Origin of the sequence: Knoellia sp. 3-2P3, from assembly GCF_029223115.1 — a bacterium.
Classification (GTDB): domain Bacteria; phylum Actinomycetota; class Actinomycetes; order Actinomycetales; family Dermatophilaceae; genus Pedococcus_A.
Genome location: NZ_JARGZE010000003.1, coordinates 70,319 through 83,995, shown reverse-complemented (window position 1 = coordinate 83,995; position 13,677 = coordinate 70,319). Strand labels below are relative to the sequence as shown.

14 protein-coding genes and 1 pseudogene are annotated in these 13,677 nt (G+C 73.0%); 10 read left to right on the top strand and 5 right to left on the bottom strand.

The window, feature by feature from the left end; genetic code table 11:
• Nucleotides 1–12 precede the first annotated feature (12 nt).
• Nucleotides 13–1,542 carry a tRNA (N6-isopentenyl adenosine(37)-C2)-methylthiotransferase MiaB gene (miaB, locus tag P0Y31_RS10555; RefSeq protein WP_275869146.1) on the top strand — a complete coding sequence of 510 codons (1,530 nt, stop codon included), beginning with the start codon at nucleotides 13–15 and terminating at the stop codon, nucleotides 1,540–1,542.
• Nucleotides 1,543–1,610: 68 nt separating this feature from the next.
• Here the strand turns inward: miaB and P0Y31_RS10550 are convergent, their stop codons facing one another.
• Nucleotides 1,611–1,829, bottom strand: coding sequence for an antitoxin (locus P0Y31_RS10550; RefSeq protein ID WP_275808834.1), 219 nt, complete (start codon nucleotides 1,827–1,829; stop codon nucleotides 1,611–1,613).
• 112 nt (nucleotides 1,830–1,941) lie between these two features.
• Between P0Y31_RS10550 and def the strand changes: the two genes are divergently transcribed.
• The 3 genes from def to dapF are packed head-to-tail and all read left to right on the top strand — an operon-like array spanning nucleotide 1,942 to nucleotide 4,352.
• The gene (gene def, locus P0Y31_RS10545; protein ID WP_275869144.1) at nucleotides 1,942–2,538 is read left to right on the top strand and encodes a peptide deformylase; all 597 of its coding nucleotides are present in this window, start codon (nucleotides 1,942–1,944) and stop codon (nucleotides 2,536–2,538) included.
• A 4-nt stretch (nucleotides 2,539–2,542) separates the two neighbouring features.
• Nucleotides 2,543–3,493 carry a tRNA (adenosine(37)-N6)-dimethylallyltransferase MiaA gene (miaA, locus tag P0Y31_RS10540; protein ID WP_275869141.1) on the top strand — a complete coding sequence of 317 codons (951 nt, stop codon included), beginning with the start codon at nucleotides 2,543–2,545 and terminating at the stop codon, nucleotides 3,491–3,493.
• Nucleotides 3,486–4,352 (top strand): diaminopimelate epimerase, encoded by an 867-nt coding sequence (dapF, locus tag P0Y31_RS10535; protein ID WP_275869138.1) that lies wholly within the window; start codon nucleotides 3,486–3,488, stop codon nucleotides 4,350–4,352. Before miaA ends, dapF begins: the two co-directional genes overlap by 8 nt.
• Here dapF and P0Y31_RS10530 read toward each other — a convergent pair.
• Nucleotides 4,336–4,953, bottom strand: coding sequence for a methyltransferase (locus P0Y31_RS10530; protein ID WP_275869136.1), 618 nt, complete (start codon nucleotides 4,951–4,953; stop codon nucleotides 4,336–4,338). The two genes, dapF and P0Y31_RS10530, sit on opposite strands and share 17 nt — an antisense overlap.
• Nucleotides 4,954–5,027: 74 nt before the next feature.
• On the opposite strand from P0Y31_RS10530, the gene hflX reads away from it, so the two are divergent.
• From hflX to rpsT, 5 genes are all read left to right on the top strand, one after another.
• The gene (hflX, locus tag P0Y31_RS10525; RefSeq protein ID WP_275869133.1) at nucleotides 5,028–6,482 is read left to right on the top strand and encodes a GTPase HflX; all 1,455 of its coding nucleotides are present in this window, start codon (nucleotides 5,028–5,030) and stop codon (nucleotides 6,480–6,482) included.
• A 59-nt stretch (nucleotides 6,483–6,541) separates the two neighbouring features.
• Nucleotides 6,542–7,606 carry a GNAT family N-acetyltransferase gene (locus P0Y31_RS10520; RefSeq protein ID WP_275869130.1) on the top strand — a complete coding sequence of 355 codons (1,065 nt, stop codon included), beginning with the start codon at nucleotides 6,542–6,544 and terminating at the stop codon, nucleotides 7,604–7,606.
• Nucleotides 7,607–7,640: 34 nt separating this feature from the next.
• Nucleotides 7,641–9,905, top strand: coding sequence for an ATP-dependent DNA helicase (locus tag P0Y31_RS10515; RefSeq protein WP_275869128.1), 2,265 nt, complete (start codon nucleotides 7,641–7,643; stop codon nucleotides 9,903–9,905).
• Nucleotides 9,906–9,945: 40 nt separating this feature from the next.
• Nucleotides 9,946–10,938, top strand: coding sequence for a DNA polymerase III subunit delta (gene holA / locus P0Y31_RS10510; RefSeq protein WP_275869818.1), 993 nt, complete (start codon nucleotides 9,946–9,948; stop codon nucleotides 10,936–10,938).
• Between the two features lie 191 nt (nucleotides 10,939–11,129).
• A complete protein-coding gene (gene rpsT, locus P0Y31_RS10505; protein WP_275808811.1) occupies nucleotides 11,130–11,390 on the top strand; it encodes a 30S ribosomal protein S20 in 261 nt (86 codons plus the stop codon).
• 68 nt (nucleotides 11,391–11,458) lie between these two features.
• On the opposite strand, the gene P0Y31_RS10500 is transcribed toward rpsT, so the two are convergent.
• From P0Y31_RS10500 to P0Y31_RS10490, 3 genes and pseudogenes are all read right to left on the bottom strand, one after another.
• Nucleotides 11,459–11,959 (bottom strand): type II toxin-antitoxin system PemK/MazF family toxin, encoded by a 501-nt coding sequence (locus P0Y31_RS10500; RefSeq protein ID WP_275869125.1) that lies wholly within the window; start codon nucleotides 11,957–11,959, stop codon nucleotides 11,459–11,461.
• Nucleotides 11,960–12,018: 59 nt separating this feature from the next.
• The gene (locus P0Y31_RS10495; protein WP_275808805.1) at nucleotides 12,019–12,543 is read right to left on the bottom strand and encodes a type II toxin-antitoxin system PemK/MazF family toxin; all 525 of its coding nucleotides are present in this window, start codon (nucleotides 12,541–12,543) and stop codon (nucleotides 12,019–12,021) included.
• Nucleotides 12,544–12,623: 80 nt separating this feature from the next.
• A pseudogene (locus tag P0Y31_RS10490) lies at nucleotides 12,624–13,103 on the bottom strand (phosphotransferase); the annotation flags it as partial.
• Between the two features lie 47 nt (nucleotides 13,104–13,150).
• On the opposite strand from P0Y31_RS10490, the gene P0Y31_RS10485 reads away from it, so the two are divergent.
• Nucleotides 13,151–13,582: a hypothetical protein gene (locus P0Y31_RS10485; protein WP_275869122.1), complete on the top strand. Its 432-nt coding sequence runs from the start codon at nucleotides 13,151–13,153 to the stop codon at nucleotides 13,580–13,582.
• The last annotated feature ends 95 nt before the right edge of the window (nucleotides 13,583–13,677 follow it).

Sequence of the window (13,677 nt, the reverse complement as noted above, 5' to 3'; positions counted from 1 at the left end):
CTTGTCCGTGCGATGACCACACAGACGACGCAGAAGACCTACGACGTGCGCACCCACGGGTGCCAGATGAACGTGCACGACTCGGAGCGACTCGCAGGGCTCCTCGAGACGGCCGGCTACGTCGACCTCAACAGCGTGCCGGCGGGGGAGCGGCCCGAGGCCGCCGACGTCGTGGTCTTCAACACCTGCGCGGTGCGGGAGAACGCCGACAACAAGCTCTACGGCAACCTCGGCCAGCTCCGTCCTGCCAAGACCCGCAACCCCGACATGCAGATCGCCGTGGGGGGCTGCATGGCCCAGAAGGACCGAGCCACGATCGTGAAGCGCGCGCCGTGGGTCGACGTCGTCTTCGGCACCCACAACATCGGCAGCCTGCCGGCGCTGCTCGACCGTGCCCGGCACAACCGCGAGGCCCAGGTCGAGATCCTCGAGAGCCTCGAGGTCTTCCCGAGCACGCTGCCGACCCGTCGCGACTCCGCCTACAGCGGCTGGGTCTCGATCTCGGTGGGCTGCAACAACACCTGCACGTTCTGCATCGTCCCCAGCCTGCGCGGCAAGGAGGCCGACCGGCGACCCGGCGACATCCTGGCCGAGGTGCAGGCGCTGGTCGACCAGGGCGTCGTCGAGGTCACCCTGCTGGGCCAGAACGTCAACACCTACGGGGTCGAGTTCGGCGACCGGCTCGCGTTCGGCAAGCTGCTGCGCGCCTGCGGCGAGATCGAGGGCCTCGAGCGCGTTCGCTTCACCAGCCCGCACCCGGCCGCGTTCACCGACGACGTCATCACCGCGATGGCCGAGACCCCCAACGTCATGCCGAGCCTGCACATGCCGCTGCAGTCCGGCTCCGACCGGGTGCTCAAGGAGATGCGCCGGTCCTACCGCAGCGCCAAGTTCCTCGGCATCATCGACCGGGTCCGCGAGCAGATCCCCGACGCCGCCATCACCACCGACATCATCGTGGGCTTCCCCGGCGAGACCGACGAGGACTTCGAGCAGACCCTCGAGGTGGTGCGCCGGTCCCGCTTCTCCAGCGCCTTCACCTTCCAGTACTCCATCCGTCCCGGCACCCCGGCGGCGACGATGGACCACCAGGTGCCCAAGGCCGTCGTCCAGGAGCGCTACGACCGCCTCATCGAGGTGCAGGAGGAGATCTCCTGGGCCGAGAACCGCACGATCGAGGGCCGCGAGATCGAGGTGCTCGTCGCCACCGGTGAGGGCCGCAAGGACACCGAGACCCAGCGCCTCTCCGGTCGCGCCCGCGACAACCGGCTCGTGCACTTCGCCGTCCCCGAGGGCGCCGAGCGCCCTCGACCGGGCGACCTGGTCACGGTCGGTGTCACCTACGGCGCGCCCCACCACCTCGTCGCCGACGCCGCCCTGAGCGGCGGACCGTATGCCGTGCGCCGCACCGCCGGTGGCGATGCCTGGCAGGCCCTGCAGGACGCGCCCGTGCCGGGCAAGCCGGCCGTCTCCCTCGGCATGCCGGGCGTGGGGCGCCCCGCCACGTCGCCCGCCTCGGTCCCGGCCTGCGCCAGCAGCTGAGCCAAGGCACTGCCTCACGACAGGAGCGCCGGACCCGATCGGGTCCGGCGCTCCTGTCGATGGGTGGGTCAGACGGGCTGCTGCCCCTCGTCGCCGCCACCTTCACCGATGCGCTCGTCGAGGATGTCGCGGCCCTGACCGATGTGCTCGGCGTGCTGCTCGCCGAACCGCTCACCGGCCATCTCCTCGGCGCGGTCGAGACCGGTGTCGCTGTGCTCCTCGACCTTGTCCCCGTGCTGGCCGGCGAGGTCGGCCACCTTGTCCTTGATCTCGTCGAACATGCCCATGGCGGATCTCCTTCGCTGGTGGGATGTGTCGACCGCAGGTGTTCCGCGGACCCCTTCACCCTGCCGCAGCCTGCTGGAGTCCGCGACCGGAGCGTCTGGGAGACTGCCCGCCATGACCGTGCGCCCCATCGTGATCACCGGAGAGCCCGTCCTGCACCAGCGCGCCCTGCCGGTGGAGTCCTTCGACGACGAGCTCAGGGCCCTGGTGGCGGACATGTTCGAGACGATGGACGCCGCCTACGGGGTCGGTCTGGCTGCGCCGCAGATCGGCGTGGGACTGCGCATCTTCACCTGGCAGATGGAGAACTCCGACGACGTTCCCGCGCGCGGCGTCATCATCAACCCGTACGTGAGCTCGTCGAAGCCGGCGCAGGAGGAGCCCGACCCGCACGAGGAGGTGGAGGGCTGCCTCTCGGTGCCGGGGGAGAGCTTCCCGCTCAAGCGCGGCGACCGCGCCAGCGTCAGCGGCTACGACGTCGTCGGCAACGAGGTCGCCTTCGAGGCCACCGGCTGGTTCGCCCGCTGCATGCAGCACGAGTACGACCACCTCAACGGCTTCCTCTACGTCGACCGCCTGGGCGAGAAGTGGGGCCGGAAGGCGAAGAAGGCGGTCAAGCGCAACGGCTGGGGCAAGCCCGGCCACAGCTGGATGCCGGGCGTCGACCCCGACCCCTTCGGGCACGACGCCCCCGACGAGCACGACCTGTAGGGAGATGACCGAACCCGCCCACGGTGCGCAGCCGGCCGTCGTCGCCGTCGTCGGCCCCACCGCCACCGGCAAGTCCGACCTCGCGCTCCACCTCGCGGAGGCGCTCGGCGGCGAGGTCGTGAACGCGGACGCGTCGCAGCTCTACCGCGGCATGGACATCGGCACCGCCAAGCTCCCCGTGAGCCAGCGACGCGGCATACCGCACCACCAGCTCGACGTGCTCGAGGTGACCGAGGAGGCGAGCGTCGCGGCCTACCAGCAGGCCGCGCGCGCCGACCTCGCCGACATCACCGACCGGGGACTGCACCCGCTCGTCGTGGGGGGCTCCGGGCTCTACGTGCGGGCGGCGCTGGACCGCCTCGAGATCCCTCCCACCGATCCCGACGTGCGGCGCCGGCTGGAGCAGGAGGCAGCCGAGCTCGGCACTCCCGCGATGCTCGGGCGCCTGCGCGAGGCGGACCCCACCGCGGCGTCGTCGATCGAGGCGAACAACACCCGCCGCATCGTGCGGGCCCTCGAGGTCATCGAGCTGACGGGACGCCCCTTCTCGGCGACCATGCCGAGCCGCGAGTACCTGCGGCCCACGGTGACCCTGGGGCTGGCCGTGCCGCGGGAGGTGCTCGACGAGCGGATCGAGGCGCGGGTGCGGCGCATGTGGCAGGAGGGCCTGGTCGAGGAGGTCCGCGGGCTGGAGGGGTGCGGCCTGCGCGAGGGACGCACCGCCTCCAGAGCGATAGGCTACGCGCAGGTGCTGGCGCAGCTGGACGGCGACCTGACCGAGACCGAGGCCCAGCAGCAGACCGCCGCCCTGACCCGACGGCTGGCCCGGCGGCAGGAGTCGTGGTTCCGGCCCGACCCGCGCGTGACGTGGCTCGACCCGCGCGACGACGACGCCGTCGCGCGAGCCGTGCACCTCGTTCGTCAGGCGATCAGGGACAATGACCGGCATGGCTGACGCACTGGCCTTCACCAAGGGGCACGGCACCGAGAACGACTTCGTCATCGTGCCCGACCTCGACGGCACCCATGACCTCATGCCCAGCCAGGTCGCCCTGCTGGCCGACCGCCGTGCGGGCATCGGTGGCGACGGCGTGATCCGCGTCGTGCCCACGGCGATGGCAGCGGAGGACGCCGTGCTGGCGCAGGCGGGTGAGGCGACCTGGTTCATGGACTATCGCAACGCCGACGGCAGCGCCGCCGAGATGTGCGGCAACGGGTCGCGGGTCTTCGCGGCCTACCTGCGGCGTGAGGGCCTCGAGACCGCCGCCGAGTTCTCCATCGCGACACGGGCCGGCGTCAAGCGCGTGCGCTTCGAGCCCGACGGCCTCATCGCCGTGAACCTCGGGCCGTGGCGTTTCGCCGACCCGGTCGACGCCGGCGACGACGGCGTCGACGCCCTGGTGCACCTCGACGGCCGCGAGCCCTTCTCGGCCGTCAGCCTCGACCTCGGCAACCCCCACACGGTCGTCGCGCTGCCGGAGAGCATCGACCTCGACAGCCTCGACCTCACCCGGGCGCCGGTCGTGAACCCCGCGCCACCGCAGGGCACCAACGTCGAGTTCGTCCGCCCGCACGGCTTGGGCCACATCAGCATGCGCGTGCACGAGCGGGGGGTGGGCGAGACCCGCTCCTGCGGCACCGGCGCCTGCGCGGCGGCGCTGGCGACGAGGTTCTGGGCCGGGGAGGGCGCGCCCGACGTGTGGACCGTCGATGTTCCCGGCGGACGCCTGCGCGTCACGGCGCTGCCGGGCCAGGAGGTCGAGCTGGCCGGGCCGGCGACGCTCGTCGCCGACGGCGTCACGAACCTCGTGTGACCGCCAGGACCCGGAAGCCCTTGTCCGAGGCGTGGCGGGAGACGCTGAACTCGCCCGCCGGCAGGTGCTCGGCGAGCCAGCGCTGCAGGGAGTCCGACCCGAGGTTCTTCTGCACCACGAGGTATGCCGTGCCGCCCGCTTCCAGCCGCGGCAGCCAGTGCAGCAGCATCTCGTGGAGGGCGGCCTTGCCGACCCGAATCGGCGGGTTGGACCAGATGGCCGCGAACCGGACGTCGTCCGGCACGTCCTCGGGCCGCACGGCTCGGACGCCGTCCGCACCCAGCGAGCGTGTGTTCGCCGCGGTCAGCGCGAGGGAGCGCTCGTTGACGTCGACCGCCCAGACCCGGGCGGCGGGGGAGCGCAGCGCCAGGGTGAGCGCCACCGGGCCCCAACCGCAGCCGAGGTCGAGCAGGTCCCCGGTGGCGGGGGGCTCCGGCACCTCGCGCAGCAGCACCGCGGTGCCCTTGTCGAGCCCGTCCGGGCTGAAGATGCCCGGGGCCGTGCGGACGGTGACCTCACGGCCGGCGAGACGCACGGTCAGCGCCCGCTGCTCGCTGGGGCTCCCGGGCTGCGCGGTGAAGTAGTGGTCGCTCTGGCTCATCAGCCCACACGCTAGCGAGCGGGGGCATAAACGAGTCGCCCGACCCGTTCATCTGGTGAGAACCTAGAGGGGATATGACTTCACGCACTGAACTCTTCAACCAGCGGGCCGAGGCCCTGGCCGACGAGGCCCTGTTCGACACCGAGCTCGACGGCGACAACGGATACGACGGCGACCAGTTCGACCGTGAGGAGCGCGCGGCCCTGCGCCGCGTCGCCGGTCTGTCGACCGAGCTCGAGGACATCACCGAGGTCGAGTACCGGCAGCTCCGCCTCGAGCGCGTCGTGCTCGCCGCCGTCTGGACCGACGGGACCGCGGAGGACGCCGACAACTCGATGCGCGAGCTCGCGGCGCTGGCCGAGACGGCCGGCTCGACCGTCCTCGCAGGCCTGGTTCAGCGTCGCTCGAAGCCCGACACCGGTACCTACCTCGGCGCCGGCAAGGCCGAGGAGCTGCGCGACATCGTCATCGCCGAGGGCGCGGACACGGTCATCTGCGACACCGAGCTGACCCCCAGCCAGCGACGTGCGCTCGAGGACGTCGTCAAGGTCAAGGTGATCGACCGCACCGCCCTGATCCTCGACATCTTCGCCCAGCACGCGAAGTCCAAGGAGGGCAAGGCCCAGGTCGAGCTCGCCCAGCTGCAGTACCTCCTCCCGCGCCTGCGCGGCTGGGGTGAGTCGATGTCGCGCCAGGCCGGTGGCCAGGCGGCGGGCGGCCAGGGCATGGGTTCGCGTGGTCCGGGTGAGACCAAGATCGAGCTCGACCGCCGGCGCATCAACCAGCGCATGGCCAAGCTCCGCCGCGAGATCAAGGAGATGAAGACCGGCCGTGACACCAAGCGGGCCGGCCGCAAGGCCAACGCCGTGCCGAGTGTGGCCATCGCCGGCTACACCAACGCCGGCAAGTCCTCGCTCCTGAACCGCCTCACCGGGGCGGGCGTGCTCGTCGAGAACCAGCTCTTCGCCACCCTCGACCCGACGGTCCGGCGCGCCGAGACGCCCGACGGCCGGCTCTACACTCTGGCCGACACGGTGGGCTTCGTGCGCCAGCTGCCGACCCAGCTCGTCGAGGCCTTCCGCTCGACGCTGGAGGAGGTCGCCGACGCCGACCTGGTGCTGCACGTCGTGGACGGGTCGCACCCTGACCCCGAGGGCCAGATCACTGCCGTGCGAGGCGTCCTCGCCGACGTCGACGCCGCCGGTGTCAAGGAGGTCATCGTCGTCAACAAGGCCGACGCGGCCGATCCCGAGGTGCTCGACCGGCTCCGCCGCCACGAGAAGCACTGCATCGTGGTCTCGGCCCGCACCGGCCGAGGCATCGCGGAGCTGCGCGACCTCATCGCCGACGAGCTGCCGCGCCCGACGATCGACGTCGACGTGCTGCTGCCCTACGAGCGCGGCGACCTCGTCAGCCGGCTCCACGACGAGGGCGAGGTCCTCGGAGCGGAGCACACCACCGACGGCACCCGCGTGCAGGCCCGGGTGCACCCCGACCTCGCCGCCGAGCTCACGGCCTACCCCGCCTGAGCCGTGCGTCAGCGGCGCATCCCGACCCGGTGTCGGGGTGCGCCGCTAGCGTTGCCGCCGTGCTGCCCGCGAACCTCTTCGAGACCACCACACCCCGGCTGAGGCTGCGCCGCCCGGTGCCGGCCGACCTGCCCTTTCACGTGGCGCTGCACACCGACGCGCGTCTCTACACCCATGCGCCGCAGGCGATGCACGGCGAGGCCGAGAACCGCGACGTCTTCGAGCGCTTCGTGCGCCACTGGGACGAGCACGGCTTCGGCTACTGGGTGGTCGAGGACCTGGCCACCGGTGAGCCGGTCGGCATGGCCGGGCTCCGGCACGCGGAGGGTTACCTCAACCTCTACTACCGCTTCAGGCACGAGGCGCAGGGCCGCGGCTACGCCCGGGAGGCCGCCCGCGAGGCGGTGGCGCTCGCCACCGAGTGGCTCCCGGGTGTGCCGGTGCGGGCCGTCGTGCGTCCCGGTCACCAGGCGTCGCTGCGCACCGCCGAGCGGGCCGGGCTGTTCCGCGCCGGCAGCATGCGGCACCCGGACGACCTGCCGGACGAAGAACCGTCCGTGGTGCTCGAGGCGCCCCGGATGCACCGGCTCTCCCACGTGCCCGAGGTGCCCGACCGCGACGAGGTGCTCGACCTGTGGTGCCGCGTCAACGACGCCGGTGGGGCTGTCGGCTTCCGCTCCGGTGCGACCCGCGACGAGGTCGACGACGCGCTGGCCCGCCACGAGGCCCAGCTGGCCGACGACCAAGCTGTGCTGGGCCAGCTGCGCGACCCGGCGGGCCGTCTCGTCGGGCTCGGCTGGTGGGTCGCCTCCCCGACGCCACTGCTCGCGCACGCACTGTGGCTCTACCGCGTGATGGTCGACCCCGCCCTGCAGGGGCGCAACCTCGGACGGCTGCTCATGGCCGGCCTGCACCGGGTGGCCCGCGAGACCGAGGGCATCGAGATGGTCACGCTCGACTACCGCAGCGGCACCGGGGTGGGCGGCTTCTACGCCCGCTGCGGCTACACCGAGGTCGGCCGGGTCCCCGGCGCGATCCGGGTCGCGCCGGGCGACGACCGCGACGACGTCATCATGACGCGGCGGCTCGACGGGAAGCCGCTCCAGCCGCACGGCGGCACCTGACCGCGCGGCCCGCGCCACGGCATACCCTTGCCCCATGCCTTCCCTCGACGACCTGCTGCACGCTGCCGTCCAGGGGGTCGGGGGAGTGGAGCGCCCCGGCCAGGTGCAGATGGCGCACGCCGTCGCCGACGCCATCGCCAAGGACGAGCACCTGCTCGTGCAGGCCGGCACGGGCACCGGCAAGTCGCTGGCCTACCTCATCCCGGCCGTGCAGCACGCCATGGAGGCCGGGAAGCCCGCCGTGGTGGCGACGGCGACTCTCGCCCTGCAGGCCCAGATCGTCGACCGCGACATGCCCCGGCTGGCCGACGCGCTGGCGCCGCTGCTCGGCCGGCGCCCGACCTACGGCCTGGTCAAGGGCCGGCGCAACTACCTGTGCGCCCACAAGCTCGAGGGCGGCTTCCCCGACGACGAGTCCGGTCTGTTCGACGTCGGCCAGGTCGACCAGCAGGCCAGCCGGCTCGGCGCCGAGGTGGTGCGCCTGCGCGAGTGGGCCGAGACCACCGAGTCCGGGGACCGCGACGAGCTCGTGCCCGGGGTCAGCGAGCGGGCCTGGCGGCAGGTGTCGGTGAGCGCCCACGAGTGCCTGGGCGGCAAGTGCCCGATGGTGGCCGAGTGCTTCGTCGAGCGCTCGCGCGAGGCCGCCAAGGAGGTCGACGTCGTCGTCACCAACCACTCGTTCATGGCGATCGACTCCTTCGAGGGCCGCCAGATGCTGCCCGAGCACAAGGTGCTCGTCGTCGACGAGGCCCACGAGCTGGTCGACCGGGTGACCTCGACGGTGACCGACGAGATCACCGCGAACCTGGTGATGGGCGCGGCCAAGCGCGCCTCCCGGCTCGCGGAGTCGACCGAGGCCGTCGACGACGCCGCGGTGTTCCTCCAGGGCGTGCTCGACGAGCTGCCGGAGGGCCGGCTGACCGCAGTGCCCGACGCCCTCGAGCTGGCGCTCTCCCGAGTGCGCGACACGGCGCGCCAGGTGCAGAGCGAGCTGAAGCCCAAGCCGGGGGAGGAGTCCGACGGCACCCGGCAGGTCGCGCGGGCGGCCATCGACGAGGTGTACGAGAACAGCGCCCGCATCCTGGAGCGGCGCGAGCTCGACGTCGTGTGGGTGAACCGCGACCCGCGACGCGGGACGGTGCTGCGGGTGGCGCCCATGAGCGTGGCGATGCTGTTGCGCGACAAGGTGTTCGGCGACCGCACCGTCGTGATGACCTCGGCCACCCTCGAGCTCGGCGGCACCTTCGACGCCGTCGCGGGCACGCTCGGCCTGCGCGGTGACGGCGCTCCCGACTGGCGCGGCCTCGACGTCGGCAGCCCGTTCGACTACCCCAAGCAGGCCATCGCCTACGTCGCCCAGCACCTGCCGCCACCGGGACGCGACGGCATCAGCGAGCAGACCCTCGACGAGATCGAGGCGCTCGTCCGCGCCGCCGGGGGCCGGGCGCTGGGGCTGTTCTCCTCGATGCGCGCCGCCCGCGACGCCACCGAGGCGATGCGCGAGCGCTTCGACGGCGACATCGGCTTCCTGTGCCAGGGTGAGGACCAGATCACCACGCTGGTGCGCCAGTTCGCGCGCGACCCGAAGACCTGCCTGTTCGGCACGCTCACCCTGTGGCAGGGCGTCGACGTGCCCGGCTCGGCCTGCCAGCTCGTCATCATCGACCGCATCCCGTTCCCGCGGCCCGACGACCCGCTGGCGTCGGCGCGCTCGCAGGCGATCGCGCGCATGGGCGGCAACGGCTTCATGGCCGTCTCGGCGACCCACGCCGCGCTGCGGCTCGCCCAGGGCGCGGGACGGCTGATCCGCCGGGCCGACGACCGCGGCGTCGTCGCCTTCCTCGACTCCCGCATGATGACGGCGCGGTATGCCGGGTTCCTCCAGCGCTCGCTGCCCCCCTTCTGGCCGACCACCGACCGCGAGCGGGTGCTCGGCGCGCTGCGCCGCCTCGACGAGACCGCGCCCGAACCGGTGACGGTGCACGAGCCCGCCCTGCGTGGGGTGACGGGCGCGGTGGCCGGCACGACGATGGGCGACGGCGCCGAGCACCCCCGCCCGGGGGCGGACCCGAGGCCTGTCGCGTCGGCACCGCCACCGGTTGCCTCCTCCCGCACCGCGGTCACCCAGGGCCACTCGTGGACGGCGGACGCCGACGAGGAGCTGCGCGACGGCGTGGAGCTGGGCCTGACGCTCGAGGAGCTCGCCGAGAGCCTCGAGCTGCCCGAGGACGTGGTCGCGGCCCGCCTGCGTGGCCTGGGCCTGGAGGCTTCCGGCGCCGCGCGGATGTCCTTCGACTGACTCCGCCCTCGGCATCGGCCTGTCACCACGGCGTGGCAGGCTGTGCGCCGTGACCACCACCCCCCAGCGCACCGTCCCGCCGCTGGTCCTGATCACCGGGCCAGAGGGCATCCTCGCCGAGCGCGCGCTGAGCTCGATCCTCAGCGAGGTGAGGGTCACCGTCCCCGACATCGAGGTGGTCCGCCTCGAGGCGGCCGGCTATGAGCCGGGGTCCCTGGTCGTGCACACCAGCCCGTCGCTGTTCGGCGGCGAGAAGGCGGTCGTCGTGCAGGACCTCGACGAGGCGTCCGACGAGCTGCAGTCCGACCTGCTGGCCTTCCTCGCCGCCCCCGAGCCCGACATCACCCTCGTGGTCACCCACAAGTCCGGCCAGCGCGGCAAGAAGGTGCTCGACACCCTGAAGAAGGGTGGGGCCCGCGTCATCGACTGCCCCGCCGTCAAGTCCGACCGCGACAAGAGCGACTTCGCCGCCAACGAGTTCCGTGCGGCCCGCCGGCGCGCGACGCCGGACGCGGTGCGAGCCCTCATCGAGGCGGTCGGCAAGGACTTGCGCGAGCTGTCCGCCGCCTGCCAGCAGCTGATCTCCGACACCACCGGCGTCATCGACGAGGCGCTCGTGGAGAAGTACCACGGGGGCAAGGTCGAGGCCACCGGCTTCCGGGTCGCCGACGCCGCGGTCGCCGGCAACACGGGGGAGGCGCTGCGCCTGCTGCGACACGCCATCGCCACCGGCGTCGACCCGGTGCCGATCGTGGCCGTCCTGGCCCAGCAGCTGCGCCAGCTGGTCCGGGTCGGGCACGCGGGCCGGGGCCGCTCGGCCGACGTCGCCCGCGACCTCGGCATGGCCCCCTGGCAGGTCGACAAGGCCCGGCGCGCCCTCAGCGGCTGGGACGCCGAGGCGCTCGGGCGGTCGATCCAGGCGGTCGCCGCCGCCGACTTCGAGGTCAAGGGTGGTGGGCGTGACCCCGTGTATGCCGTGGAGCGCGCGATCCTGACCATCACCCGGGAGCGGCAGGGCGGCCCCCGACGGTGAGGGTCACGCGGCACCCGCGTTTTGTGCCCCGGCCTGCGCCGCTGGTAGATTTGGCCCTCGCGTGCGCGCCTAGGTCGTGCGCGCATGCAGCACCACCCAGCGCGGTTCAACCACGGGTGCCCCACGCCCGGTCCCGAGCCGCGTCTGCCGCCCTCTAACGGCAACCAACCGACCAACCAGAAAGAACCACTGTGGCAAACATCAAGTCCCAGCTGAAGCGGATCAAGACCAACCGCGTGGCGACCGAGCGCAACAAGGCCGTCAAGAGCGAGCTCAAGACCTGGATCCGCAAGTTCCGCGAGGCCGCCGCGGCGGGCGACGCTGACAAGGCGAAGGACGCGCTCAAGGTCGCCTCGACCAAGCTCGACAAGGCCGTGAGCAAGGGCGTCATCCACAAGAACCAGGCCGCCAACAAGAAGTCGGCCATGGCGAAGAAGGCCGCCTCCCTCTGACGAGAGGCGCCACCTGAACCATCGACAGGGCCCGTCACCGCATCGCGGTGACGGGCCCTGTCGCATGCCTACCTCCTGGCAGCGGGGGTTCGGTGGGCGGCCCGCACCGCCGCAGCCACCTGCTCGAAGCGGGCCCGGTCGAGGATCGCCCCCTCGCGGCGCACGGTGCGCGGGTGGATGCGGATGATGCGGTCGACGCGCACCGTGCTCTGTCGCTGCGACCGGTCCCAAGGGCCGGTCCCGATCTCGACCCACCGTGGAGCGCGAGGCGCCTTGCGGCCGGGGTCTGGTCGACGGTTCTGGCTCGTGAGCATCAGACCGAGCAGCCACCTGCCGTCGCGCCCGATGAGCAGCACGGGCCGGTCCTTGCCACGGCGGTGGTCCTCCTCGAAGGGCACATGTGCCCACACGACCTCGCCCGGGTCGGGTCGCCCGTCAGTCCGCGGCGCGTAGGCCACCTCCGGCGTGTCCGTGAAGTCCCCCGGGTAGGAGGGCGGTAGACCCAGGGCCCGTCGCAGGCCATCCAGCACGAGGACGGCAAGCCGGCCCCCCAACCTCTTCTCAGCCATGCGCGGAACCCTATTGGCGAGGCTGACCGGATCGGGGCAGGCCCGAGGCCGTGTCCGTGTCAGTGGCGGCCACGCACCGCCGCAGCGACCTCGGCGAACCGCCGGCTCGACAGCACCGCGCCCTCTCGACGTACTCGCGCCGGGTCGACGCGCAGGACGCGGTCGACGCGGGCCTCGCTCGGCCGGCCCTGCCGGTCCCACGGCCCGGAGCCGATGTCGACCCAGTGGCGACCCCAGCGGGCCTCCTGGGCTGCGTCGCGGTCGTGGTCCCGGCTGGTCAGCATGAGGGCGAGCAGCCAGTCGCCGTCGTGGCCGATGACCAGCACGGGCCGGTCCTTGCCCCTGCTGTGGTCCTCCTCGAACGGCACCCAGGTCCAGACGACCTCGCCGGGGTCGGGGTCGCCGTCGTGGGCGGGGGCGTAGGTCATGTCGGGCACGCCCTCGAAGTCTCCGGGGTAGGCGCCGGGCGTCGCAGCTCGACCGGCGGGGGCCGTCGTGCGTGTACGCAGCCACCCGCGGGCGCCGTCGTGGGCGGCCCTGCCGAGCAGGCGGGCGAGCTGTTGTCCCAGACGTGATCGCGCCATGGCGGGCACGCTACCTGCCCGCCGGCCGCGGGGCGCTCGGGCCCAGCCGCGGAGGTGCTCAGGCCCAGCCGCGGAGGTACTCAGGCCCAGCCGCGCCGCCTGAGCAGCAGCGTCAGGAACGTGTGCGCGGTGAAGCGCTGGTGGGCGCGCAGGACTGCGAGGGCGGCGGTGGAGTCGTCACCTCGCGACGTGGCCACCATGAGGCCGGTGATCGCGGCCAGGAAGGCATCGACGTCGTCGGCGTCCACGCCCTCCAGCAGCGGTGATCCCAGCCACGTCTCGACGTCGAGGCCGTGGTGGGCAATCAGGGGCCACAACCCGACGAAGTCCACCCAGGCCGGCCCGCGGGAGACCCAGTTCCAGTCGACCATGCGTGCCCTGCCGCCGCGGTCGAGCAGCAGGTTGTCGGACCGGAGGTCGCCGTGCACGACCCGGTCGCCCACCAGGGCGGTGGCGGCGTTCCCCGCTAGCAGGGCCAGGTCGGCCCGGCGCGCCCGCGCCAGCGGCGGCAGCCAGCCCGGCCACGGGTCCGTGCCGTCGGCGAGGTCCCGCAGGGGCCAGCAGCGCGGTGGGGTCGGAGCCGAGGTTGTCGGCCAGCCGGTCGTCGGTGAGCTGCGCGACCACGTCGGGGGCCACCGCGGCCGCCGTGAGGCACGCCTCGTGGACGGCGTCGGCGGCGGCCGGGGTCCACGGCATACCGGGCATGTCCCCGTCGAGCGCCTCCATGACGATCAGACGCCAGGCGCCCACCCCGGCCGAGCCGAGCAGGCGGGGAGCGTTGGCTCGGCCGTCGAGGCGCCCCAGGATCGTCGACTCGCGCTCGATGGCCACGCGGGCGTGCAGCGCCGACGGGTCCGCAGCCTTCGCGAAGACCGCCCGGCCGTCCGTGAGGACGAGCCGGCCGGCATACGCGCCGGTGAAGCCGCTCGTCACCGGCGGTTCGGCCACCGCAACGGCGCCGCCGGCCAGCGCGGCGAGGCGCTCGCGCACCGCGTGCGGCAGGTCGCAGAAGGCGGGCCGGGTCGCCGTGCGGCGGTAGTCGAGCTCCGACGGCGCGGTGCGGTGGGGGGTGGGCAAGGTGGGTCGTTCTGGGCCATCGGCGCCGGCCGGGGACAGCGATTTTGAGAAGGTAAG